The organism is Butyrivibrio sp. FCS006, assembly GCF_000424525.1.
Taxonomy (GTDB): Bacteria; Bacillota; Clostridia; order Lachnospirales; family Lachnospiraceae; genus Butyrivibrio.
The window spans coordinates 141,870-161,541 of the sequence record NZ_AUKB01000008.1 but is presented as its reverse complement, the minus strand read 5'-3'; the positions used below and the strand labels follow the sequence as shown (position 1 = coordinate 161,541).

29 protein-coding genes are annotated in these 19,672 nt (G+C 41.0%); all 29 read right to left on the bottom strand.

Translation table 11 applies throughout. From position 1 onward, the window contains the following. Positions 1 to 26 precede the first annotated feature (26 nt). Positions 27 to 338, bottom strand: a complete 312-nt coding sequence (locus tag G633_RS0100790; protein ID WP_022768903.1) for a TfoX/Sxy family protein — start codon at positions 336 to 338, stop codon at positions 27 to 29. A 30-nt stretch (positions 339 to 368) separates the two neighbouring features. Next, positions 369 to 962, bottom strand: coding sequence for an NAD(P)H-dependent oxidoreductase (locus G633_RS0100785; RefSeq protein ID WP_022768904.1), 594 nt, complete (start codon positions 960 to 962; stop codon positions 369 to 371). Between the two features lie 21 nt (positions 963 to 983). After that, the gene (locus G633_RS0100780; protein WP_026518815.1) at positions 984 to 1,430 is read right to left on the bottom strand and encodes a GNAT family N-acetyltransferase; all 447 of its coding nucleotides are present in this window, start codon (positions 1,428 to 1,430) and stop codon (positions 984 to 986) included. A 51-nt stretch (positions 1,431 to 1,481) separates the two neighbouring features. Continuing rightward, positions 1,482 to 1,943 (bottom strand): GNAT family N-acetyltransferase, encoded by a 462-nt coding sequence (locus tag G633_RS0100775; RefSeq protein WP_026518814.1) that lies wholly within the window; start codon positions 1,941 to 1,943, stop codon positions 1,482 to 1,484. 108 nt (positions 1,944 to 2,051) lie between these two features. Further along, positions 2,052 to 2,774, bottom strand: a complete 723-nt coding sequence (locus G633_RS0100770) for a flavodoxin family protein (protein ID WP_026518813.1) — start codon at positions 2,772 to 2,774, stop codon at positions 2,052 to 2,054. A gap of 54 nt (positions 2,775 to 2,828) precedes the next feature. Further along, on the bottom strand, positions 2,829 to 3,428 hold the full coding sequence (locus G633_RS0100765; RefSeq protein ID WP_026518812.1) for a class I SAM-dependent methyltransferase: 600 nt from the start codon (positions 3,426 to 3,428) through the stop codon (positions 2,829 to 2,831). A 51-nt stretch (positions 3,429 to 3,479) separates the two neighbouring features. Then, positions 3,480 to 4,001 (bottom strand): GNAT family N-acetyltransferase, encoded by a 522-nt coding sequence (locus G633_RS0100760; protein WP_026518811.1) that lies wholly within the window; start codon positions 3,999 to 4,001, stop codon positions 3,480 to 3,482. A 497-nt stretch (positions 4,002 to 4,498) separates the two neighbouring features. Beyond that, the gene (locus tag G633_RS0100755; protein WP_026518810.1) at positions 4,499 to 5,044 is read right to left on the bottom strand and encodes a flavodoxin family protein; all 546 of its coding nucleotides are present in this window, start codon (positions 5,042 to 5,044) and stop codon (positions 4,499 to 4,501) included. An 11-nt stretch (positions 5,045 to 5,055) separates the two neighbouring features. Beyond that, positions 5,056 to 5,679, bottom strand: coding sequence for an L-2-amino-thiazoline-4-carboxylic acid hydrolase (locus G633_RS0100750; protein ID WP_026518809.1), 624 nt, complete (start codon positions 5,677 to 5,679; stop codon positions 5,056 to 5,058). Positions 5,680 to 5,725: 46 nt separating this feature from the next. Further along, positions 5,726 to 6,184, bottom strand: a complete 459-nt coding sequence (locus G633_RS0100745) for a GNAT family N-acetyltransferase (RefSeq protein WP_026518808.1) — start codon at positions 6,182 to 6,184, stop codon at positions 5,726 to 5,728. A 22-nt stretch (positions 6,185 to 6,206) separates the two neighbouring features. Continuing rightward, positions 6,207 to 6,788 (bottom strand): DJ-1/PfpI family protein, encoded by a 582-nt coding sequence (locus G633_RS0100740; protein WP_026518807.1) that lies wholly within the window; start codon positions 6,786 to 6,788, stop codon positions 6,207 to 6,209. After that, on the bottom strand, positions 6,785 to 7,513 hold the full coding sequence (locus tag G633_RS0100735; protein ID WP_026518806.1) for a YjjG family noncanonical pyrimidine nucleotidase: 729 nt from the start codon (positions 7,511 to 7,513) through the stop codon (positions 6,785 to 6,787). Before G633_RS0100735 ends, G633_RS0100740 begins: the two co-directional genes overlap by 4 nt. A gap of 4 nt (positions 7,514 to 7,517) precedes the next feature. After that, a complete protein-coding gene (locus G633_RS16915) occupies positions 7,518 to 8,354 on the bottom strand; it encodes an alpha/beta hydrolase (protein ID WP_035770364.1) in 837 nt (278 codons plus the stop codon). 8 nt (positions 8,355 to 8,362) lie between these two features. Further along, positions 8,363 to 9,187 (bottom strand): YhfC family intramembrane metalloprotease, encoded by an 825-nt coding sequence (locus G633_RS0100725; protein ID WP_026518805.1) that lies wholly within the window; start codon positions 9,185 to 9,187, stop codon positions 8,363 to 8,365. 12 nt (positions 9,188 to 9,199) lie between these two features. Then, on the bottom strand, positions 9,200 to 9,796 hold the full coding sequence (locus G633_RS0100720; RefSeq protein ID WP_026518804.1) for a TetR/AcrR family transcriptional regulator: 597 nt from the start codon (positions 9,794 to 9,796) through the stop codon (positions 9,200 to 9,202). 143 nt (positions 9,797 to 9,939) lie between these two features. After that, positions 9,940 to 10,494 carry a TetR/AcrR family transcriptional regulator gene (locus G633_RS18945; protein WP_051199836.1) on the bottom strand — a complete coding sequence of 185 codons (555 nt, stop codon included), beginning with the start codon at positions 10,492 to 10,494 and terminating at the stop codon, positions 9,940 to 9,942. Then, positions 10,472 to 11,650, bottom strand: a complete 1,179-nt coding sequence (locus G633_RS0100710; RefSeq protein WP_026518803.1) for an alpha/beta fold hydrolase — start codon at positions 11,648 to 11,650, stop codon at positions 10,472 to 10,474. The genes G633_RS18945 and G633_RS0100710 overlap by 23 nt, the downstream gene beginning before the upstream one ends. A gap of 166 nt (positions 11,651 to 11,816) precedes the next feature. Then, the gene (locus G633_RS0100705) at positions 11,817 to 12,236 is read right to left on the bottom strand and encodes a helix-turn-helix domain-containing protein (RefSeq protein WP_026518802.1); all 420 of its coding nucleotides are present in this window, start codon (positions 12,234 to 12,236) and stop codon (positions 11,817 to 11,819) included. A 3-nt stretch (positions 12,237 to 12,239) separates the two neighbouring features. Then, positions 12,240 to 13,319 (bottom strand): acyltransferase family protein, encoded by a 1,080-nt coding sequence (locus tag G633_RS0100700; protein WP_026518801.1) that lies wholly within the window; start codon positions 13,317 to 13,319, stop codon positions 12,240 to 12,242. Positions 13,320 to 13,429: 110 nt separating this feature from the next. Then, positions 13,430 to 14,311, bottom strand: a complete 882-nt coding sequence (locus tag G633_RS0100695; protein WP_026518800.1) for a DMT family transporter — start codon at positions 14,309 to 14,311, stop codon at positions 13,430 to 13,432. A 68-nt stretch (positions 14,312 to 14,379) separates the two neighbouring features. After that, positions 14,380 to 14,904 (bottom strand): cyclophilin-like fold protein, encoded by a 525-nt coding sequence (locus G633_RS0100690; RefSeq protein ID WP_026518799.1) that lies wholly within the window; start codon positions 14,902 to 14,904, stop codon positions 14,380 to 14,382. A gap of 12 nt (positions 14,905 to 14,916) precedes the next feature. Continuing rightward, positions 14,917 to 15,399 (bottom strand): flavodoxin family protein, encoded by a 483-nt coding sequence (locus tag G633_RS16905; protein ID WP_255346135.1) that lies wholly within the window; start codon positions 15,397 to 15,399, stop codon positions 14,917 to 14,919. Positions 15,400 to 15,429: 30 nt separating this feature from the next. After that, on the bottom strand, positions 15,430 to 16,074 hold the full coding sequence (locus G633_RS0100680) for a hypothetical protein (protein ID WP_026518798.1): 645 nt from the start codon (positions 16,072 to 16,074) through the stop codon (positions 15,430 to 15,432). A 9-nt stretch (positions 16,075 to 16,083) separates the two neighbouring features. Beyond that, positions 16,084 to 16,596 (bottom strand): GNAT family N-acetyltransferase, encoded by a 513-nt coding sequence (locus tag G633_RS0100675; protein ID WP_026518797.1) that lies wholly within the window; start codon positions 16,594 to 16,596, stop codon positions 16,084 to 16,086. 11 nt (positions 16,597 to 16,607) lie between these two features. Continuing rightward, complete coding sequence (locus G633_RS16900; RefSeq protein ID WP_051199834.1) at positions 16,608 to 17,441, bottom strand: alpha/beta hydrolase; 834 nt, start codon at positions 17,439 to 17,441, stop codon at positions 16,608 to 16,610. Further along, positions 17,434 to 17,943: a GNAT family N-acetyltransferase gene (locus G633_RS16895; RefSeq protein WP_051199833.1), complete on the bottom strand. Its 510-nt coding sequence runs from the start codon at positions 17,941 to 17,943 to the stop codon at positions 17,434 to 17,436. Before G633_RS16895 ends, G633_RS16900 begins: the two co-directional genes overlap by 8 nt. A gap of 41 nt (positions 17,944 to 17,984) precedes the next feature. Then, the gene (locus G633_RS0100660) at positions 17,985 to 18,515 is read right to left on the bottom strand and encodes a VanZ family protein (protein WP_026518796.1); all 531 of its coding nucleotides are present in this window, start codon (positions 18,513 to 18,515) and stop codon (positions 17,985 to 17,987) included. Between the two features lie 9 nt (positions 18,516 to 18,524). Next, positions 18,525 to 18,758: a hypothetical protein gene (locus tag G633_RS0100655; protein WP_035770360.1), complete on the bottom strand. Its 234-nt coding sequence runs from the start codon at positions 18,756 to 18,758 to the stop codon at positions 18,525 to 18,527. A 10-nt stretch (positions 18,759 to 18,768) separates the two neighbouring features. Then, positions 18,769 to 19,671, bottom strand: a complete 903-nt coding sequence (locus G633_RS0100650; protein ID WP_242838804.1) for a fructosamine kinase family protein — start codon at positions 19,669 to 19,671, stop codon at positions 18,769 to 18,771. Between the last annotated feature and the right edge of the window lies 1 nt (position 19,672).

Genomic DNA, 19,672 nt, shown 5'->3' with positions numbered 1-19,672 from the left:
TGTCAACTATTTTTCTAAGATAAAAGTCATCTCTTCTTAGAGGCAGGTAATTCTTCATATATAGCCTCTACAAGTTCTCTGAGAAACTCCCTGTCATCAACATCGTCCACAAGGATCATCTCTTTTGCTCCTTCATACGGAAGCTCCATATCCGCATCGGGCATCATGGCTTTGGCGGATTTTGTGGGCTTTACCAGAAAGCGATCATCATAGATACCGCCAAACACCTTGCCTCGATAATACAGGATATATTCTCCCATCATTGAACGATGCGTTATCTCATTAAGACCGGATAGCTGCTCTAATATGAATTCCAAATAATCTTTACTTGATGCCATCTGCTAACCTCTTTATCTTCCAATTTAACTTTATAAGTTTTTTGCAATTTCAAATACTTTTCTTAGATACTTACCAGCGTTTTTATCCCGGTTAGCATCATTACCATAGCCTCTGGTCATCTCATCAAAAGCATATACTTCGCAGGTTTTTGCTCTATTTCTGATCCGGTCACCCACCATAACTGTCTTCATTGCTTCCAACTGATCTCTTCTTACCTTATCTTTTAATGACCCACCCATGGTAATCAAAAATAAAGCTTTTTCCAGACATTTCATAGATGTTTTATCCCCATATGCAAATCCGTAAGTCCATACCCGTTGAAACCATCCCTCTAACATAGCAGGAGACGAAGTCCAAAAATCAGGGTAAATAAAAGCTATCGCATCTGCTTCATTTATCTTTTTCTGCTCAAAAAGAACATCCTCCGATACAGGACTATCCAAATTATAAAATCCTTCTCTTATATACTCTTTTTCCGACATCACGGGATTGAATCCATCTGCATACAGATCAGAAATCTCATATGAATGTCCTGCACTCTCCAGTCCTTTGATAAAAGCTTCTTTCACTTCGTATGTAAAACTGTTTTTACTTGGATGACAATATACAATGAATACCTTCATTTCATACTCCTTTACCTATGGCTACTTATCCATCCCTATCCACTGTATGAAAGCTGTCTTATCACTGCTGTTATACCCAGCCTTCTCATAGAAATGCATAGTCTCCGGCTTCTTTGATCCTGTCAGTAGCATCATTTTGTAACAGTTTTCCTTCTCCGCAATCTTCTTTGCATAATCCAGACATTCACCTGCATATCCGTTTCCTCTGAAATCCGCATGTGTTACCACATTTTCAACAAAAGCATATGGTCTTATATTTCTTGTTAAATTCGGGATGATCACACAAACACAGGAAGATATAATCTGACCATCAATCTCATTTACGATCAGATGGTGATTCGGATCTTCAATGATCTGATTCCATATTTTTTCAAGATGTTCATCATGCTTGGGAATACTGTCTTCATGTAAGTAAAGATACAGTTCCAAAAGTGCTTCCAAATCTTCTTTTTTTGCTTCTCGTATCATCAGCTGATAATCCTTACCTCCCTAACCCGGTATAAATTCCGAAATAACAATCTAAACATCATATTCCAAAAATGTTCTAAATGGTTTAAATCCTTCAGCTTCATAGAACGTCGCAGCGTCATTAAACGCCCATACATCCAATTCTATTTTGCTCAGTCCACGTTTTTGAGTCTCTTCTTTGACACGTTCTATAAGTGAATGAGCAATACCTCTTCGCCTGTATTCTTTATCCACGCATATTTCAGCAATATGACAGAAGTCTCTTGCGAAGCCGTATGGGGATTCAGGTTTTGAAATATAATCAACCATTACCATTCCAGCTATTTTCCCCTCTTGTTCATCGACAAAAATATCACTATTATCAGAGGATAAATACCGTTCGGCATGATCTTCCAATTCCTTACAAAATCCAGGTTTGAATATATCCGGCCTGCCATTAACGTGAATATCATTGACTTGTCTTCTAAGTTCATTTATGGCTTCTAAATCTTTGTTATCTGCTAATCTAATCATATATTCTCCTATGAAACTTATCCGCTGATCTATATTTCTGACAATATCACTATCTATGTCTTTGTGCATTCTACTGTTAATATATACCGTTCAACATTGTATTCCGGTTTAATGGCATTTCCACGGTCTTGCTTTTCCAATCCAGCCATTTTCATTCCAATACTTAAAATCTGTATATTCAGGGTTCTGTTTACCAAGACTTGTCTGCAGCATCCTAACGGCATAAAACTTTGCCTTCACCACAACACCTGTGTGGCCTGGTCTACTATAATCGATGGCTCGCATTTTCTGTGCAATACTGTCCAGCTTCTTTTTGAAGGATGCTTTCCTCTTGTCCTCGATCTTGTCCCAGTCAATTTCAGACATAAGCTTAAAACTTACGACTTTGATGGTTGAGATGCCCCACCAGGAAAGGCTGTCTTTAATATCCTTTGCTGCGGATTTCCCACCTTCTCCCAGGCACTGTGTGATTATCACCGCACGTTTCCCGAACATTTCCTTTGCCGGGCGGTGAGGCATCCACCTGTAACCGAAATGATCAAGCATAGCCTTCATTGCGCCGGTTGTATGGAAAACATATGCAGGTGATGTAAAAACAAGCAGATCCGCTTCAAGCATTGACTTCTCGATCTTCTGAACCTTTTCGGAGTCCTTGCAACGAATCTGATCATTCCTGAAACAAGCAGTACATCCCATACAGAAACCCGGACCATCTTTGGGAAGATAATATTCCGTGATTTCCGAATCGTCTCTGAACTGCTCTAAAAAAATTTCCTTCATTCTGTATGTAACACCGCGTTTTTCGGTTCCATTGATAACCGCAATTTTCACGTTCCTGTTCCTCCGAATAATCTGTTATGCCTGATTATTTTCCAATATAAAACGCTAAGCTTTGGTTATTACAGCAATAGCGCATGGCATGCGCCCGTCGACCACATAATACTCTACTCCGGTATATCCCTTGTCTTCAAAAAATGCCTTATATGAATCCAGATCAAACTGCCTTTTGAAATCTGCTCCGAGAAGAGTAATGAACTTAACTGTTGCTGTTCCCGTTTCCTTTGACATATTGATATAAGTCGGAATGATGATCTCACCTCCCGGCTTAACTACCCTTTCCAATTCATGAAGTGCCTTCTCCGGGTCAGGCAACAAATGGATCACGTTACCTGCAACCACTTTATCAAAGCGGGCATCTTTGCATTTGATATTTGTAATATCAGCTTTCTTGAACACAGCATTCGGGTAATTTCGGCATTTCTTTGCTGCTCTCCGAAGCATCCCGGTTGCAAAGTCTGTTGCGATCAACTTTTTACACTTCTGCGCAATATATATACTGATAGCACCTGTTCCACATGCGCATTCCAATACTTCATCCGACGAATCTATAAGTTCTGCAACCTTTTCCCCGGTACCGGTATATACCTTGCCGTTATAAATATTTTCAAATATGTCATATAAAGGTGAAATCTTGTCCCAAAACATGTCTTTAATCTCCTCAACACCTAGTAGCAAATTATCTTCCAATTTAATCTATCATCCGTTTATCTTGTAGAACCTATACAGTTCTTCCTTCTCATCATCAATATCTTTGTACATCTTGGTTGCCGCCAACTCAAATCCGCATTTTTCTGCCGTCTTCCATGATGGAATGTTTATATCTTTAATTGTGGCTATGATTTCTTTCTCGTTGTAATGGTCAAAGAAATAGAAAACGTATGCCTGAACTGCTTCACTAACATATCCATGTCCTCGATATTCCATTCCGGCAAAATAACAAATACCTATCCTATCCGTATCCTCATAGTATGTACATCCAACGTTTCCGATTACTTCCCCTGTGTCTTTGAGCACTATGGTGCAAGGTATATAATCAGCTCTTGGATCATCCTTTTCAGTAAGTGCAACTGCTTCGTTTATCCAATCCTCTGCCCAATCTGAAAAGTTTTCATCAAACCCTATTTCAGCCAGGCTTCCATCCTTAGCCATCTCGGCATACGCTTTTTCATCTCCGCGTTGGATTGATCTTATAATGATTCTTTCTGTTTCTATATTCATAGTCACTTTTCCTTATTCCGATATAACTTATCATCGGAATGAGATTTTCTTATTGATATAATTTGGCAAATTTGCAAAATTGACTAATGTATAGTATTTTGCATGCTTTAGTCACTTTAATCAGACAATTTGCACTTTCAATTTGAAGAAAATTTGACTAAATCAGCTGAAATCCATCACCTGAGTCACTCAAGCATCATTAGAAGCTCCAAAAAGGGTGACTAACGTAGGAAATTATTGATGGTTTAGTCAAAAATTGAAAATATTCCAATGTATGCCTTATAGAAGAAAAAATATAGCTATAGGGCATACATTTTGGTGCCAGTGAAGGTTTTCCATACGCAATGTATGCCTTTGATAGATAAAACGAGCTACTTAAGGCATACAAATGCAAATCAAAGATCAATAATATTAGAAAAAATATGCCTTCAGAAAACAAAAACACCTTGTTAAGGCATATTTCTAAAATTCCGTGTCATCGTACATAATTCTGAAATTTAAATGTTCTTACAAAAATCAATTATTTCAAATTTCCTCGGCTCAACATTCTCCTTATACTCAATCGAAGTAAGTCCAAGATGGCCTGAACATTCAATATGTAAATGTCCATAGAAATGCTCAATACTCTGAATTATCCTTTCGCACTCATGCATACCGGGGCCTGTTCTGAGAGCAATCGTATATCCCTTTTTCCCTTCCCTGATTGATGCATGCGGTTCATGCGTATCACACCATGGAGTGCATCTGTCTATGAATGCCTTATACTGTCCCGGGATATCTGCCCAGTATGATGGAGAAACGGAGACAATAATATCCGCTGCATCATACTCATCCATTATATTTTCGATTACCGTCGCATCACTCATAACACATTTCGCTGTATTGTGGCATGAACGACAACCTCTACAAAATGCATAGGCATAATCATCTATGCAAATACATTTAACGCTGTATCTGGTCGATAGCTGTTCTGAAACTAATTTAACTATTTCAGCAGTTGCCCCTGTCCGAACAGGGCTGCAGTTAATGATCAATGCTTTCATTTCATGCTCCTTTACCTATGGATCTTGATTATCTCATCAAAACAAGCATCTCCATCGGACAGATCGGAATGGCGAACAAACTTCACATGCCTCGTTAATCCGGAGTATGCTATCCGATCTGTATTGCAGAATATCTTGCAAAGCGGCCTGATACCGTAACTTGAGAACATATCTACATACATGCATTTGCTGATATAGTATTCAACTTTTTCTTTTCCAAGCTCAAAGTGATCGTATGTAACGCTTCCATCTTTTACCCTGTCTGCGTGATCGGATTTGTTCCACTTGCGTACAGCAGAAAAGCAGAATGGAAAAAGGTCAATGAATTTGAGAATCTTAACAAAAGCATCCCACCTGCTTGCCATGCATTTTTCAACTACAGGAACGATTCTTTCATCCGCATAACCTGCTTTCTTTAGTTCAAGACACATCGCTATAACGGCGTATACAAAAGAAACATTTGTTGAAGGATAGACATTGTGAGCCTTGAACTCTTTGGAGTTATACATCTCCTTGAGTCTCTTTTCATATGATGACATCCTCTCGTCAACATCTTTTATTCCCTCGTTTACCAATAGATTCTCATAATATTTTGAATAAGCCTTGTATTTTTTATCAATTTCTTTTGTGTTCATTTTCATTCCCTTTTTCGATATTCATCCAGAAATATCTTCAGCGATATCATTTCAAAGACATCACATAGATCTGGCAAGGATTTGCCTCATCCCAAAGGAGTGAGAATACTTCGAACTCCTTGAAGCCACAGCTTTGGTAAAACAGATTTGTCCTGTCATAATCCTCATAAACGCCCATCTTCACAGTTTTAACCTGCAAGAACTCATATCCCTGAGCCTTAGCAGCTTCTTTTGCCCTTTCCACCAGCTGCCGTCCAACTCCGCTCCTGTGATGGTCTTTTAAAACTCCCATAACTGCCAGTTCAACAGTAGCCTTTCCTGTTTCTTTCAGGCAAAGGAAACCTACATAATCCTCTTCTTCCTTCGCCGCAAAAAATGTCCAGTCGGCACTGCCCGAGATGTATTCCTCTCTGCTCTCTTCTATCCCGAACCAGTCAGTGAGAGCTTCCAGCACTTTTCTTGCGATAGCCTGTTTTTCATTTGGATCTATAATCTCAACAATCATATTGCCTCTCCTTTTTACCCTTTTAAAATCCCATTGCAATGGCAACAATCCCGGCCTTTTCCTTACCAACAAGCATTTCCAGTAATGTAATTGCAACATGCGGAGCTGTTTCAGGGCAAAAACTTGTTATTATGTTCTGATCAATCACAACGCTCTGGTCAGGTATCACATCTGCCCCAAACTCAGCAAGCTGCTTCTGTCTTCTGCCATCTCCCAGATGATATGTTGTAGCTTTTCTTCCCTTGAGCATACCACTTGCTCCAACCGGAAGCGCCCCAACACAGATAGAAGCTATATATTTGTGAGCACTGTCAAATTCTCGAATGAGATCTAAGAAACGTTCATCATATGCATCTTCGTAAAATCCGAATTCTTCGAATCCACCGGGAATTGCAAGTGCATCGTATTCGGAGATATCTATCTCATCATAGGTCTTATCAACAATAACCGGGATTCCAAAAGTAGATACAACAGTCTTAGTAAAACCTGCAGTAACCACTTCAACCTTCATGCCATGATCATTTCTTGCCCATCCCATCACATCGACAAATGGCGCAAACTCCATGGTTTCAAATCCCTTACAACAAAACAACAATACTTTCATACGTCTTCTCCTATCGCAGACCACTTTTCAAGAACCGAATATAGTTCGTCAAAAGAGACAGCCACATAATCTATTTCATATTCAATCATAGATTTCTCAATGTCCCCTGAAGGCATAAACCAGATTGAATCTATGGAAGCATTTTTCGCCCCCAGCATATCTGACGAGAGTGAATCTCCAATCATAATGCATGATGATTTTGGTTCCGCAATCCTCTCCAAGCAAATTTCGAAGAATGCTGCATCCGGCTTTGTTACTCCCATATCTTCGCTGATAAACAAATAATCTATATACTTATCAAGCCCCGTAGAAGCTATTCTGCCCTTGGCATTTATGGTTGCACCGTTGGAGGCGATATAGATCCTGGCATCCGGAATATTGTCTTTTACCCTTCTGACAAGCTCCAATGCGCCATCCATTAAGACTCCATTTACTGACATGGTCCTGATGAAATCATCGTTAATCTTCAGAAGATCAATGTTCGTCGCATCTCCTTCGCACAGCGAAAAGATGTATTGAAATCTTTTAGTAAAGAGCTCCGGCCTTGTGATGGTTCCTTTTTCCAGTTCCAGCCAAAGGGCTTTGTTATAATCCTTAAACGCTTGATATATCTTTTCTGAAAAAGACAATCCATTAGCCCTTAATACTATTCCGAGTGCTTTATGTTCAGAAGCATGGAAATCCAGCAATGTCTGATCCAAATCAAAAAGAAAGTTATGATGCATTTATCTACTCCTGCTTTGCAAAGTAATGTTCCTTGGCGTAAGCAAACATCTCATTAAAATTCTTTATTGCCTCTTTACCTGTAGGATGCTCCGGTTCGCTCATATCAAATGCATGATACATTCCTTCGTATACATCAACCTTCGCCTCTACGCCTGCAGCCTTAAGATCATCTATGTACTTCAGTGCCTCACAATAGAAGGGCTCTGCTGTACATACAAACGTATAAGCAGGTGGAAGGTTTGAATAATCCGTTTGCCTTGAAGGAGCTGCATATGGAGACACCTCTTTCTTAGCGTCTTTTCTCAAATATACAGCCCAGGCCTGATGGTTTCTTTTGGTGTTCCAGACCTTGGCGTGATTATCTCTGGAGCTTTCTGTATCGAAATTGTCGATCATTGGATACAGTGGCATTTGAAAAGCGATTTTCACTTCGCCCTTATCTCTTGCCAGCATTGAGATAGCAGCAGCAAGTCCTCCGCCGGCGCTTTCTCCGCCAACCATTATCTGGTCCGGGTTTATTCCCAGCTCTTTTGCATGGTCCTTGATGTACAAGAGCGTGGCATAGCAATCGTTAAGTGCTGTCGGATAAGGATGAAACAGCGACAGATGATAACCCGGAGCTATCACAACCGCGCCGTGATTTCTCACAAGGTCTGCTGCCCTTCCGACATAAACCATCTCCTTCATGCCTGTCATGTATCCGCCGCCATGGATCCACATAACCCCTGGAGCATTTTCCGGCTCAGATAAGGGCTTTAATATCAAAAGAGGAATCCTAAGCCCGTTTGCATCGATATGAATTCGCTTACTGCGAATCCCTTTAGTGCTAAAACTGTACATTCGGCAATTCACCTTTCTGCCATTTTTCTATATAGTCTGACTGCAATAACTACACTTACCACAGTCCAGAATGCAGACCAGACTTCAACTGACCAAAGCGGAACAACGCCCCTTTGATATAGCGCAGCAAAAGTATCCATCAGCATATGCAAGACAATTGCCAGTGGAAGATATCTCTTTTCCTCACTAACCACACCGTAAAATACAATGACAGTGAGCGAAATGTGTAAAAGCATTGCAAGTAATCTCTCGATAACATTCATGGCCATCATGCCGTAATCAAAGGCCGCAGCAGCCTTAACTGTAGGAAGCGCAGCTGCAGCGGTTTCTTCTGTGATATTAAGTGAAGCCAGCGCTACATCTAAAGGTCCATTAGTGAACATTACTGCAACCACAAGACATGTAATTATTGAAGGAAGAATGACTCCCAATATCTCTATACCGCCATGACCTATGCCGTACAAAACCGCATTTTCACGGGTGCGATTCTTTTTCATAACATATTTGAGAACAATATGCCTACCGCACTCTTCAAAGACGCCTGCCATCGTGACTCCGTAAAGTACGTATGCAGCTGTGCTTCCGCTGATAAACCTTGAAACAGGATTGTCCATGATGATGCAGAAATAGTGCACTCCAAGCTCCAAGACACGTGCCGAAACCATAAAGCCGAGAGCTCCGGCTATAAGATAACTGATATTCGTCTTCTGCTTATTTTTTAATAGCCAATAAATGCAAAAAACAACGGTCATCGCAACCATCAGGATGATAGTGATGCTAAGAGCAGGAATGCTGCTCTTCCCTATTATGACATTCTCAAATTCTTTCATCATTTTTTCCTCCCCTTAAACAAACTCATATCTCTCCAAAAAAACATCTATATGCTTCTCAATTGTCAAAAGAGCCTCTTTCTTTTTTCTTGGCTCTCTATCCAGGAGCTGTACCATGATCGTGATCGGGGATATAAATTCAAGCGCAATAATATCTGCATCCCCTTGCATCATCTGTCCTCGCTCCATCATCTTTTTGAAAATGGATGCATAGACACTCTGAAGGTACGTGAGCTGATGCCTGGTTGTGAGCTTCGCCAATGTGGCATTTCTATACTGTTCCATGGTTATGAGCCTTCGCATCTTTTTGGCCGTGTCATTTTTCAGCGTGAACTGCAAAGCTTTCAAAACATATGCCTTAAGCTCAGCTCCTGAATTAATCATGTCAGGCAATTTTTCGTTTATTCCCATGCCTTTTTTGTACTCATCTTCCGAACAGTCAATAACTGCTTTTAAGAGATCCTCTTTATTCTTGAAGTATTTATATATGGTCGGTCCCTTAATACCGATGGACTCAGCGATCTCATCAACACCTGTCCCGTCGTATCCCTTTTCAGAGAAAAGATCTCTGGCTGCCCGAATCAAAGGTTCTCTAGCGTTAGTTCTTGCCATATAGCCCCCTTTATTACCCCGTGTTTTCTAACTATCGTTACCAATTATATTCTAACGCTCGTTAACTGTCAAACAACTCGACACGTTTAGCCATCCCTCATAACAAAAAAGTCCGCAGCTCTTTAAAAGAACTGCGAACTTTATCAGTCCAGTATTCTTCCAATGAAATCCAAAATGCATTTCTCTTTGCCGGAAGGATCCATTTTATTAAATGCTTCTGAATGAATAGTCGCGGACAATCCAAATAAAACCTGCCCTGCCAGGATTTCAGAATCGGCCTTGTTTCCTACATTCCACTTTTCTATAAGAGACCTTATAGCAGGTTTCAGTGCTAAAAGTGTTCCTTCATGCATCGCAGACTGAACCGTCCAGTGGATGTTTCCCTTAAGCTTATCAAAATCCTCCATGGATTTCTCGTAAATCGGAGTCAGCATCTTCACCAGATCCTCACGCGTGTTACATGTCAAAAGAGCTGTTTCAAACTTTTCACGATATTCCTTAAAAAATCGTTCGACGACCATGTCAAACAACATGTCTTTTGACTTGAAATAGTGATAGAACATTCCTATCTCGCCGCCGACCTCATTCATTATCATCCTTACTGAAGTCGCTTCGTATCCATGTTCAAAAAACAGTTTCATTGCGGTCATTATAATCTCATCTCGTTTGCCGCCTTCAAGTACTGCTTTCCTTGCCATCTGTTTTCTCCTCAATCCATCCTGCGATGGTATCAAGCAAAAGCCCCATGTTGCCAATCTGACAATGGTGGTCTGCCTGATCCTCTTTTGTAAAAAGCCTTCCCCTTACACTGCGTGCATTAACCAGTGCATCCAGCTGATCCTGATAGAATACGGTATAGAGATCAGCTTCACCTGCCAGTACCAGTGTATCCTGAGTGATCAGCTTAGATATTTCTCTCGTGTTATAGAGCTTTATATGATTGAAATACTCACAAGGCGTATGCACATTCTCATAGATAGCATAGCCCTGTAAGAGAAGCCATTTGGTAAAGTATTTCTGATCAAACTTCTTGTTCAGTGACTTCCATAAAATATTCTTTGGATGCCTTGTCAGATAATCAAAGAGCTTCGCAAAGTTCCCCATCTTGCTTAGAATTGCGCCGTAAAAATCATATATGAGGTCATACATTACGAGGCGGGTAATTCTCTTTTCATAAGCAGCTGCTCTTGTTGCAAGATATCCCCCAAGCGAAACGCCAATTAGCGTTACATCATCCAATCCAAAATAGTCAAGAACTGCGCCGGTGCAATGTTCCCATTCCGGTGTCATTCTGACATCATGGTGCATCAGAACTTCACCCTGCCCAGGTCCTTCAAAGAAATATACGTTATATGACAATTCATAGAAGTACGGAAGCATAGCCAATAGGTCCTGTGCTATGCTGTCATATCCGCCATGGATCACGATGGTCCCCTTGGAATGCTCACACTCTGCATAATATACCGGCAGTTCATAGTTCTTGTACGGAATCCTTACCACCTTAAGATAAGGGATCTGCTCATAGTACTCATTATAAAGTTTCATGCATTTGTCGTACAGCACATGTTTAAGGTTTCTACCCTCAGAGTCCTTCTCCCCGCTTAGTGTGTAAAACTGAGCTGCCCGATAACATGTGGCTGCCTTAAGAAGTTGGCCTTCTTGTTCCGCCTTTTCTCCGGTTTCCATGAAAATAGAAATCCACTTCTCGAAGCTGTCTATCCTGCTTCCAATATCCATCAGCTCATCCTTGGAAAAGACTCCGTAGGTATAGAATCTGTTGAGCTGGAAGTTCAGCCCTGCGTCCTTGTTAAACTCGTAGTATCCTGCCTGAAACAGTACTTTTTCATTTGCCATTTTCTCCACCTCCATAAACCGAATATCGTTCTGTTAATTCAATATAACCTTATAATGAATCTGATGTCAAGAATAAAAAGAACATTATTCGGTTTATTTAGTGGTGAGTCACTGGGGACGTTTCAGATTGACTCAAAATGAGTCAGTCTGAAACGTCCCCAGTGACTCATTTTAATTTTGCAATCATACCGGCTAGTGACAAAAAGCTTTCGGCTTTGACTAAGGCAATTCCCTGTCCTTCATCTCCGAGAACAACCAGCTGATCTCCGGCAGATATATCAAACAGCTTTCTGGCCTTGACCGGAATTACTATCTGTCCCTTGTCTCCCACTGTTACAAGGCCAAAGAGGTGCTTGCCCTTAGGTGGAACAGCAAATCCCATATTGTCATCAGGCTCGTAATTGGCCAGGTCGTCCAGCGACACTCCGAAAATATCAGCAAGCTGCTTGCATTTATCAAGATCAGGAATGCTATCTCCCGCTTCCCATTTAGCAACGGATTGCCTCGTGACGCCAAGCTTTTCTGCAACATCTTCCTGAGTCATCTGTGAGAATTTTCGTAACTGAACCAGATTATCCTTGAACATATCTTATTTCTCCTTCTTAATTCCCAGCACTGCCCATCTGAAAAACGGAATCCGTGAAATGATGGCATAAAGGCCATATCCGAAAACGAATCCTGCCACAAGGCTTAAAATGTAGCATACAGGAGCAGGTAAGAGCCCCGGTTTTGCAATGATCAGAGCAACGGAAGAGATTCCAAGGTAATGGAATACGTATAGTCCGAAGCTATGAGCCGACATCCATTTGGTAAAAGAGCTGTAAGAGTCGCCAAAGCGTGCCATTCCGGCCAGCATTGCCAGTGATCCCACATACGCATCAAGCACATATAAGAAGCCTCTGTTGATCGGCTTATCTGCATAGTTATCACCAAAATACAAAGCAGCAAAAGCCACACATATCACCACAGCTGCCACTATCAAAGGTATAGCCATCTTCTTCAGTCTTTCGATCAACTCATCATTTGAAAACACGAAATAACCAAGCATAAAGAAAACAAAATAAAATGCGATTCTGTAAACTGAAACAATAGGAGTATTAAGAATCTGCGCTGCACCCCAGATTGGAAAAACAAACAGTGCAATCAGCCACAAAGGAGCCTTAGCCCCGGCTGCCAATAACTTGCCTTTTTCAATTTTTCTGATAAGCACAAGTATCACGCAGTAAACCCACAGAAGATGCATAAACCAGAGCACTCCGCTTCCTGAGGCAACCATGATCAAATAGATAATCGGCTTCGGAACTCCCTCAGACACAAGTCCGTCAAATCCTCCACCAAGTGACATGCTCACATACCCTTGTATGAATTGAAATGCAAAAAGACCTATCGTAGATGGTACCAGAAGTTTTAAAGTTCTGGACTTTATGAACTCCTTATCCGAATGTGAATCCAAAGATAATCTGGCGCTTATTCCGGAAACTACAAAAAGAACCGGCATAAACCACGGATAAACCAGATACTGATATATGTCGTAATACTGAACCGAAAGATTTGTGATCTTTCCAAGACCGCCAAGAACACCCTCAGCGTTATACATATAAAACACATGATAGATCACAACGATAACAACTGTGATCCAGCGAATGTTGTCCAAATAGTGTTTTCTCATACTAATCCCACCTTTGCAATTTATTTTAACATAATTCTATTGCTCTAATAAGTATGAGTCCACCAATCAAAATTCACATTTAAGAAGCATTTGTGTTAAGAATTGTTGCTTTAGTTTTCCTTCAGATTGTATCTCCATCTGAATACAGCAACTCCGATGATCACAGCATAACCGATGAAAGATAGAACCGTCGGAACTTCACCGAGAAACAGCATTCCGAGTATTGCTGCAAAAATCACCTGTGTATAATCGAACACCGAAATCTCTTTTGCCGGAGCATACTTATATGCTGATGTTATTCCAAACTGTCCGACGGTCGCTGAAAGCCCTGCCATAACAAGGCATAGAAGCTGCCATGGCTTTAGGACCACAAAATTCATTGCAATAAAAGGAATGGTTACAATAGTTGAGAAAGCTGAAAAGCAGAGAACAATGATCGGTGTTCTCTCGCCTTTCTTGCCAAGTCTTCTGACAAATACGTAAGCTGTTCCAGCGCCGAAGCCTCCATATAATCCTAACAGTCCCGGAACAAGCTGCATGTTATTTCCCGACGGTCTTACAATCAGCATGGCACCGAGGAAAGCTATTATTACTGCCGCTATGTCTATCTTCTTTGGTTTTTCTTTTAATATCGGTATAGAAATGAGAATCGCGAAAAAGGGCGATAGTTTATTGAGCATATTCGCATCTGCAATGTTGAGTCTGTCTATCGCATAGAAATTTGCTATTAGTCCGCTTGTACCAAACAGGCACCTGAAAAAGATATCTCCGCCACAGCCTTTCTTTATGCTGATCTTCTCTTTTGTCCTCACAAGCATAAAAAGAGAAACGACGATAGCAACAGCATTCCTGAAGAATGCCTTTTCCATCGTCGGTATATCTCCTGATATTCTGACAAAAAACGTCATAAACGAAAAGCCAAGTGCGGCAAATAAAATGCAAATTATGCCTTTTGATTTATTACTGATGGCGTTTAATCTCTTGAAGTCCATTGTTTTTCCTTATCTCTTCCAAATTCTTCAAACAAGTATACTCCAAGAACAACATTAATTCCATTGCATCAATTAATGCTTAATGTGATAGTAACATCGCCTTTGGATAAAAGAGCTTCTATCTCCGCATCAGTTTTATCGGAAATATGTCCAAGTCTTGTGTATGCCCAGCTGTTAGAGCCATAGAATACCACCAGCTGATTACCGGAATAAAGAACAATGTCTCCGGATGCAGTCGTGGTCTGCTTATCTTCCCTTGGTAGACTCTGTCCAATTGAGCCCACCTGCTCAAAGCCGCCATACATTGACATGTCTATCGACAGCGGTCCGGAAGAAACAAGCTCTTTTAACGCATCAACAGAACTGTTAGCTTCCCAGTCCACATTTACTTTTGTATCACCGATTGTCATTGTCATAGCTGTTTCTCTAACCTCCATCTTATTCTCTGAACTTTCCACATCAACGTTTTCCGATTGCGATGTTATTGCTTTCATATTCTGATCTTCGTTTGAAGCTTTTCCATCATCCGAACAGGCACTTATGCTCAGCATCATAGCAACACAAATTGCTGATATTATAATGTTCTTCTTCATTGCACATACCCTTTATTTCAAAGCTTTACCAAACTCATAGGCTTCATTTAATTCTTCTGTTTTCTTTGATGCTTCGCCCATATCGCCTATTCCGCCGCAGAACAATGAACCGGTAAACTCAGCCTTACCAAAGCAATCCACCCAGCCTTGAAGTCCACTGACAGCCTTTTCAGGCACGAACTCTTCATCCTCAGCTGCAACAGAGAGCATATAAACATTCCTGAACTTATAATCAGACGGATAGAGAGGATTAAGCCTGTCCAAAAGAGTCTTCATCTGCCCGCTCATCTCATAGTAATATATAGGTGTAGCAAAGACCAAGGTATCTGCGTTCTTTACCTTTTCAGCAATTTCCACTGCATCATCATTTATAACACACTGCTGCGTTTTCTGGCAGGCAAGGCATCCGATGCAAAACCCAATTTTCTTTCCCTTAAGGCTTATGTGCTCAACATCATGTCCTACAGCCTTGGCGATTTTGTTAAGACGCTTCAGAAGCTCTACAAAGATGCTGTAGCCTTCCCGTTATGATATAGTCTTATTCTTCTTCAAAAATGCAACAATCATCAGTATGTAACAGATTGTCTTTGGAAGCATGAGCATTCCAAGCATTGGAACAAGCCCTGCAAACACTGCTACCGGAATGTAGAACAGGAATGACAACAGAATATACAACCACATCAGACCAAATATCCGGTCTTCCGATTTCTTCACGAAGTACAGATAACAGATCACTGCACCCAGGATCACAAAAGGAATATTCCTGATAATGCCCCAAGCCATGCTGCTTTCGTTTTTAAGCCACCCGTTTTGCGGGAACAGACATAGGATTATCCTGACTACAGAAAGCGTCCATACTGCCACAGTCAGTTTCTTATTCTCATTGATCTTATATACACGTATCCATAGGTAATAAACCAGCACATAAAAGACTGTCATGGTAATTGAAGTTACAAGTTTACCAACGCCAAGAGCCACAGTAAAATCACTGTTCACAAAGTAATTCTGCACTCTTGGAACAAGATGGAACGCATCACCACAGCCCAGTATCAGCGCAGCATATCCCATGAGCTTTCCTGTGGCATCTTTAGATCTTTTCAGAATAATGCAGCCACTTATTATCGCGAACAACAGATAGCAAATATCAAATAATGATTCTCCGTATTTCATCTTTCCTCCTTAATTGGCACTTTGATCCATTTTCTCAAATGCCATCCTTGGGTTATCGTCTTCATCTACATGAATGGTTCCGCGATGAACAAATCCGTTCTTCTTGAGCATATTCTGCATAACCTTGTTGTCTCCGTGGGTATCAATCCGTAGATTTTTGCATTTATCAAATGCCCATTTTAAGCAAAAAGAACCTACACCTCTTTCAGAGCCATCGGATGCAATCCTGTGCACAACTCCGTATGTACTGCTGCCGGTCCAGTTGCCATCTTCAATATCAATGTAATTTGGCTCAATCTCTTTTCCCTGGTTAAAAAAGAAAGTTCCTATCACGCTGCCTTTATCGCTCTCGCACACGTAACTACAGCCCTTTTCTATATCTTCCTTAATCAGCCATTCCGGAGGCCAGTTTGTAGGCCCCCACTGATTTGGATTCCCGTGTTCAGCCATGAACTTTCTGGCATAGGCATATATTTCCATTATTCTTGTTAAGTCATTGTTAGTCGAATTTCTTATCTTCATTGCCTTTTGAGTTATCTTTCCTCCACCCAGTTAAAGAACTTATCAACGCTCTTATTTTCTTCCCGTCTCTTGGCAAATACTCCTGCAGTATACCAGGAATGTGTGTTGAGTTCATCAGTCACTTCATAGAGTTCGCACTGCATGCCAAGCCCCAGCGCCTTATCGCGGAAGTCTTCCGCAAACGAGAAATCCACAAGTCCGTCATGCCTGCTCTGTATCAGCAACATAGGGATATGGTTATTTGTCAAAAGAGCTATCGGCTCAGCCTTCTTTCTGTCATACCCCTTTGGGAACAGCTGATTTTCAAGAATTTTGAGTACACGCGAAGATTTATCATTGAAACAATAGGGTCCACCCCAACCGACATAGCCTATAACTCCGGATATATCCACTTTATACTTTTCCTGATCGGCTTTGCTGAAAGTCAGTATCGACGACAGATGCGCGCCTGCACTGGGTCCGCAAATGATGACCTTGGATGTATCAATAGTCTTTTGATTCAAGTACTCAATTGCATGATTGTAACCGGCACATACATCCTCAATCTGCGCCGGGTATTTCTTTTGCGTAGAAAGTCTGTAGCCCATCGATATGAAGCGATAGCCTTCATCAGCAAAACGCTGCCCCATGTAATCAAAATCCTCGGGTGTACCGGCATTCCAGCCACCTCCATGGATCCAGACTATGACCTTATCCGACTTCACCTTATCCGGCTCATAATAGTAGTAATACTGATTTTTATCTGAGCCGTAAGAGATTTTCTCGGGAGTGATTATTTTTGGGACTTTCCCGATCTCTTTATAAATCGCTGAATAGCTGAAGCTTTCTCTCAAAAAATCATTCATAGCTAAGATAGTCCTCTTTGGTAATCTCTAAATGAACAATCCCGTCAGCCCTACCGATTTCCTTAAAGCCGACAGCTTTATGTATGTTATACGCTGCGCTGCGAGTCTCTTCAAAATCATTGTGTAAACAGGATACTCCGTCGACCTTAAACGCGCGATCCAGAAGCAGGCAAAGGCCCTGTTTTCCATAGCCTTTCCCTCTCTCAGGTGCATAGATTACGATTCCCATATCACACCAATCCCGATTCGGATTCTTATGATAATTCACGTCTCCGACAAAAGCACCATCACTCTTTCTTTGAAGAAAAGCATAGAATCTCTCAGGCTCTTTTCCAATCCAGAACTTCTGTAAATCAAGCCACTCGGATTCCGGCTCCGGGATGCATCCGTCAGGCGGAAACCAGGGCGCGTTATAAGCCATAGTCTCCGGGTCGGACATCATTTTCATGTAGAACCATCCGTCTTCCGGACGGGGTATAAATAACTGTAGATCACTGATCAATTTTCTATCTTTCTCCATCTGTGTTATTAAGTTGAATGGTTCTAACCAACTGTCTTTCTACGAGTCATGAATACAATACACGCGCCAATCGCCACGCCAAACGTATTTAATATCAAGTCGTCAACATCTGTATGTCGTCCCAGGCAGAACAGTTGAGTCAATTCGATGAACAGAGTAAAACCGGCTCCGGCCAATATGGTTTTTTCAATCGTATCGAGTTTTTTGAAGCAAATAGGCCACACAATCCCAACAGGAATGAACATTGCTATATTTCCAATTATGTTCATCTGCCAACCATCATACCGATCTACCAGGAAGTAAAATGGAATGACATTAATCATATCATGAATATTATCTTCAAAGCCCAACCCTAAAAGTTGTATCTTTCCATTCACCGTGTGAAATTCGAAATATGTGAACCTGAAGATAACAACGATACAGACGTAAACTAAAAGCAGCTGACTTTCACGTTTTAATGAAAATGACTTTGTTTTAATTGCTGCTACCAAACGGGTAATAATCCATATTATTGTTGTAAAAAGAAATAGTTGAAGAAATGAAATCACAATCATTGTCTAGTATTAGTATTCCTTTTTTATATCTGATATTTTGTATGTTTCCTTAAACTTCTCCAGATCCTTAGCATCTCTGATCAGCATTACCTCGGTGAAATGACCGTCTTCTTTATTCTTAAAACCTGCCACTTGCTCTCCGGTACAGATACTGCACTTAATTACAGCTATCTGTTTGTCGGAGTCGAAAGGAATGTTTTTACTAAGAGATTGCTGTTTCTTACCAAAATGAATGAACCCCATTTTCAAATCCTCACTGATATTTTTCTATTGTTCTTACAACAGCTGACAGGTACGTGCTTCCGAAAAGGTTAAGATGGTTTGTAAGATGATACAAGTTGTATAGGTCCCTTCTGTCGCTATATCCCGGCACCTGATCGATCACACTAAAATACGATTCATAGAACCGTCTGTCGAAACCGCCAAAAAGCTCAGTCATGGCGATGTCGGCTTCATTACATCCTACATAGACCGCCGGATCAATCAGCAGTGGATCACCTTTTTCATCCGTCATGAAATTACCTGACCACAGGTCTCCGTGCAAAAGAGATGGCTTTTCAGGTTCGAACAAGTATCTGTCCAGATTATCAAGAAGCTTGTTTGCAAGCTTTATGGTGTCATTATCAAAATATTTACTTGCCAGCTCAAACTGAGGCCGAAGCCTGCATTCAGAAAAGAACTCTATCCAACCGGATTTAGGAGTGTTCTTCTGTGCTCCTGCTCCGATGTAATTATCACTTTGAAAGCCATACTTTCCTCCAGGCACAAAAGCGGACGCATCTGCCATGTGCATGTTTGCGAGACAGATTCCAAGGTTTTCCCAAAATTCCGGCGCATAATAGGCTCTTTCTATATACTCCATCAGAAGAAATGAATACCCATCATCTGTTCCAACCGCATAGATATCAGGTACACGAACAGCCTTGGTTGACTTTATCGCAGCAATTCCTTCCGCTTCAGCTCTGAAAAAGTCAGCATTTGAAATGCTGTTGGCTTTCAGAAAAAGAGATCCTCCATCCGAAAGTATCAGCCTATATGCTTCATTTGCATCTCCACCATGGACTACCTGCCTGACCACCACAGTAACGTCTTTTCCCCTGGCTAAATGTACAGCTTCTTTTAATGAACTAAACATCGACAAATCAAATAATCCCACA

Excerpts from the sequence above, each read along its gene's own strand:
- G633_RS16915 (WP_035770364.1), bottom strand. The coding sequence starts at position 8,354 with ATGTACAGTTTTAGCACTAAAGGGATTCGCAGTAAGCGAATTCATATC.
- G633_RS0100740 (WP_026518807.1), bottom strand. The coding sequence starts at position 6,788 with ATGAAAGTATTGTTGTTTTGTTGTAAGGGATTTGAAACCATGGAGTTT.
- G633_RS0100655 (WP_035770360.1), bottom strand. The coding sequence starts at position 18,758 with ATGGGGTTCATTCATTTTGGTAAGAAACAGCAATCTCTTAGTAAAAAC.
- G633_RS0100745 (WP_026518808.1), bottom strand. The coding sequence starts at position 6,184 with ATGATTGTTGAGATTATAGATCCAAATGAAAAACAGGCTATCGCAAGA.
- G633_RS0100780 (WP_026518815.1), bottom strand. The coding sequence starts at position 1,430 with ATGATACGAGAAGCAAAAAAAGAAGATTTGGAAGCACTTTTGGAACTG.
- G633_RS0100750 (WP_026518809.1), bottom strand. The coding sequence starts at position 5,679 with ATGAACACAAAAGAAATTGATAAAAAATACAAGGCTTATTCAAAATAT.
- G633_RS0100720 (WP_026518804.1), bottom strand. The coding sequence starts at position 9,796 with ATGGCAAGAACTAACGCTAGAGAACCTTTGATTCGGGCAGCCAGAGAT.
- G633_RS0100755 (WP_026518810.1), bottom strand. The coding sequence starts at position 5,044 with ATGAAAGCATTGATCATTAACTGCAGCCCTGTTCGGACAGGGGCAACT.
- G633_RS0100775 (WP_026518814.1), bottom strand. The coding sequence starts at position 1,943 with ATGATTAGATTAGCAGATAACAAAGATTTAGAAGCCATAAATGAACTT.
- G633_RS0100790 (WP_022768903.1), bottom strand. The coding sequence starts at position 338 with ATGGCATCAAGTAAAGATTATTTGGAATTCATATTAGAGCAGCTATCC.
- G633_RS0100735 (WP_026518806.1), bottom strand. The coding sequence starts at position 7,513 with ATGCATCATAACTTTCTTTTTGATTTGGATCAGACATTGCTGGATTTC.
- G633_RS0100690 (WP_026518799.1), bottom strand. The coding sequence starts at position 14,904 with ATGAAGAAGAACATTATAATATCAGCAATTTGTGTTGCTATGATGCTG.
- G633_RS16900 (WP_051199834.1), bottom strand. The coding sequence starts at position 17,441 with ATGAATGATTTTTTGAGAGAAAGCTTCAGCTATTCAGCGATTTATAAA.
- G633_RS0100785 (WP_022768904.1), bottom strand. The coding sequence starts at position 962 with ATGAAGGTATTCATTGTATATTGTCATCCAAGTAAAAACAGTTTTACA.
- G633_RS0100660 (WP_026518796.1), bottom strand. The coding sequence starts at position 18,515 with ATGATTGTGATTTCATTTCTTCAACTATTTCTTTTTACAACAATAATA.
- G633_RS0100760 (WP_026518811.1), bottom strand. The coding sequence starts at position 4,001 with ATGAATATAGAAACAGAAAGAATCATTATAAGATCAATCCAACGCGGA.
- G633_RS0100710 (WP_026518803.1), bottom strand. The coding sequence starts at position 11,650 with ATGGCAAATGAAAAAGTACTGTTTCAGGCAGGATACTACGAGTTTAAC.
- G633_RS0100700 (WP_026518801.1), bottom strand. The coding sequence starts at position 13,319 with ATGAGAAAACACTATTTGGACAACATTCGCTGGATCACAGTTGTTATC.
- G633_RS0100725 (WP_026518805.1), bottom strand. The coding sequence starts at position 9,187 with ATGATGAAAGAATTTGAGAATGTCATAATAGGGAAGAGCAGCATTCCT.
- G633_RS0100695 (WP_026518800.1), bottom strand. The coding sequence starts at position 14,311 with ATGGACTTCAAGAGATTAAACGCCATCAGTAATAAATCAAAAGGCATA.
- G633_RS18945 (WP_051199836.1), bottom strand. The coding sequence starts at position 10,494 with ATGGCAAGGAAAGCAGTACTTGAAGGCGGCAAACGAGATGAGATTATA.
- G633_RS0100675 (WP_026518797.1), bottom strand. The coding sequence starts at position 16,596 with ATGAAGATAAGAAATTCGACTAACAATGACTTAACAAGAATAATGGAA.
- G633_RS0100765 (WP_026518812.1), bottom strand. The coding sequence starts at position 3,428 with ATGTTTTGGGACAAGATTTCACCTTTATATGACATATTTGAAAATATT.
- G633_RS0100705 (WP_026518802.1), bottom strand. The coding sequence starts at position 12,236 with ATGTTCAAGGATAATCTGGTTCAGTTACGAAAATTCTCACAGATGACT.
- G633_RS0100680 (WP_026518798.1), bottom strand. The coding sequence starts at position 16,074 with ATGAAATACGGAGAATCATTATTTGATATTTGCTATCTGTTGTTCGCG.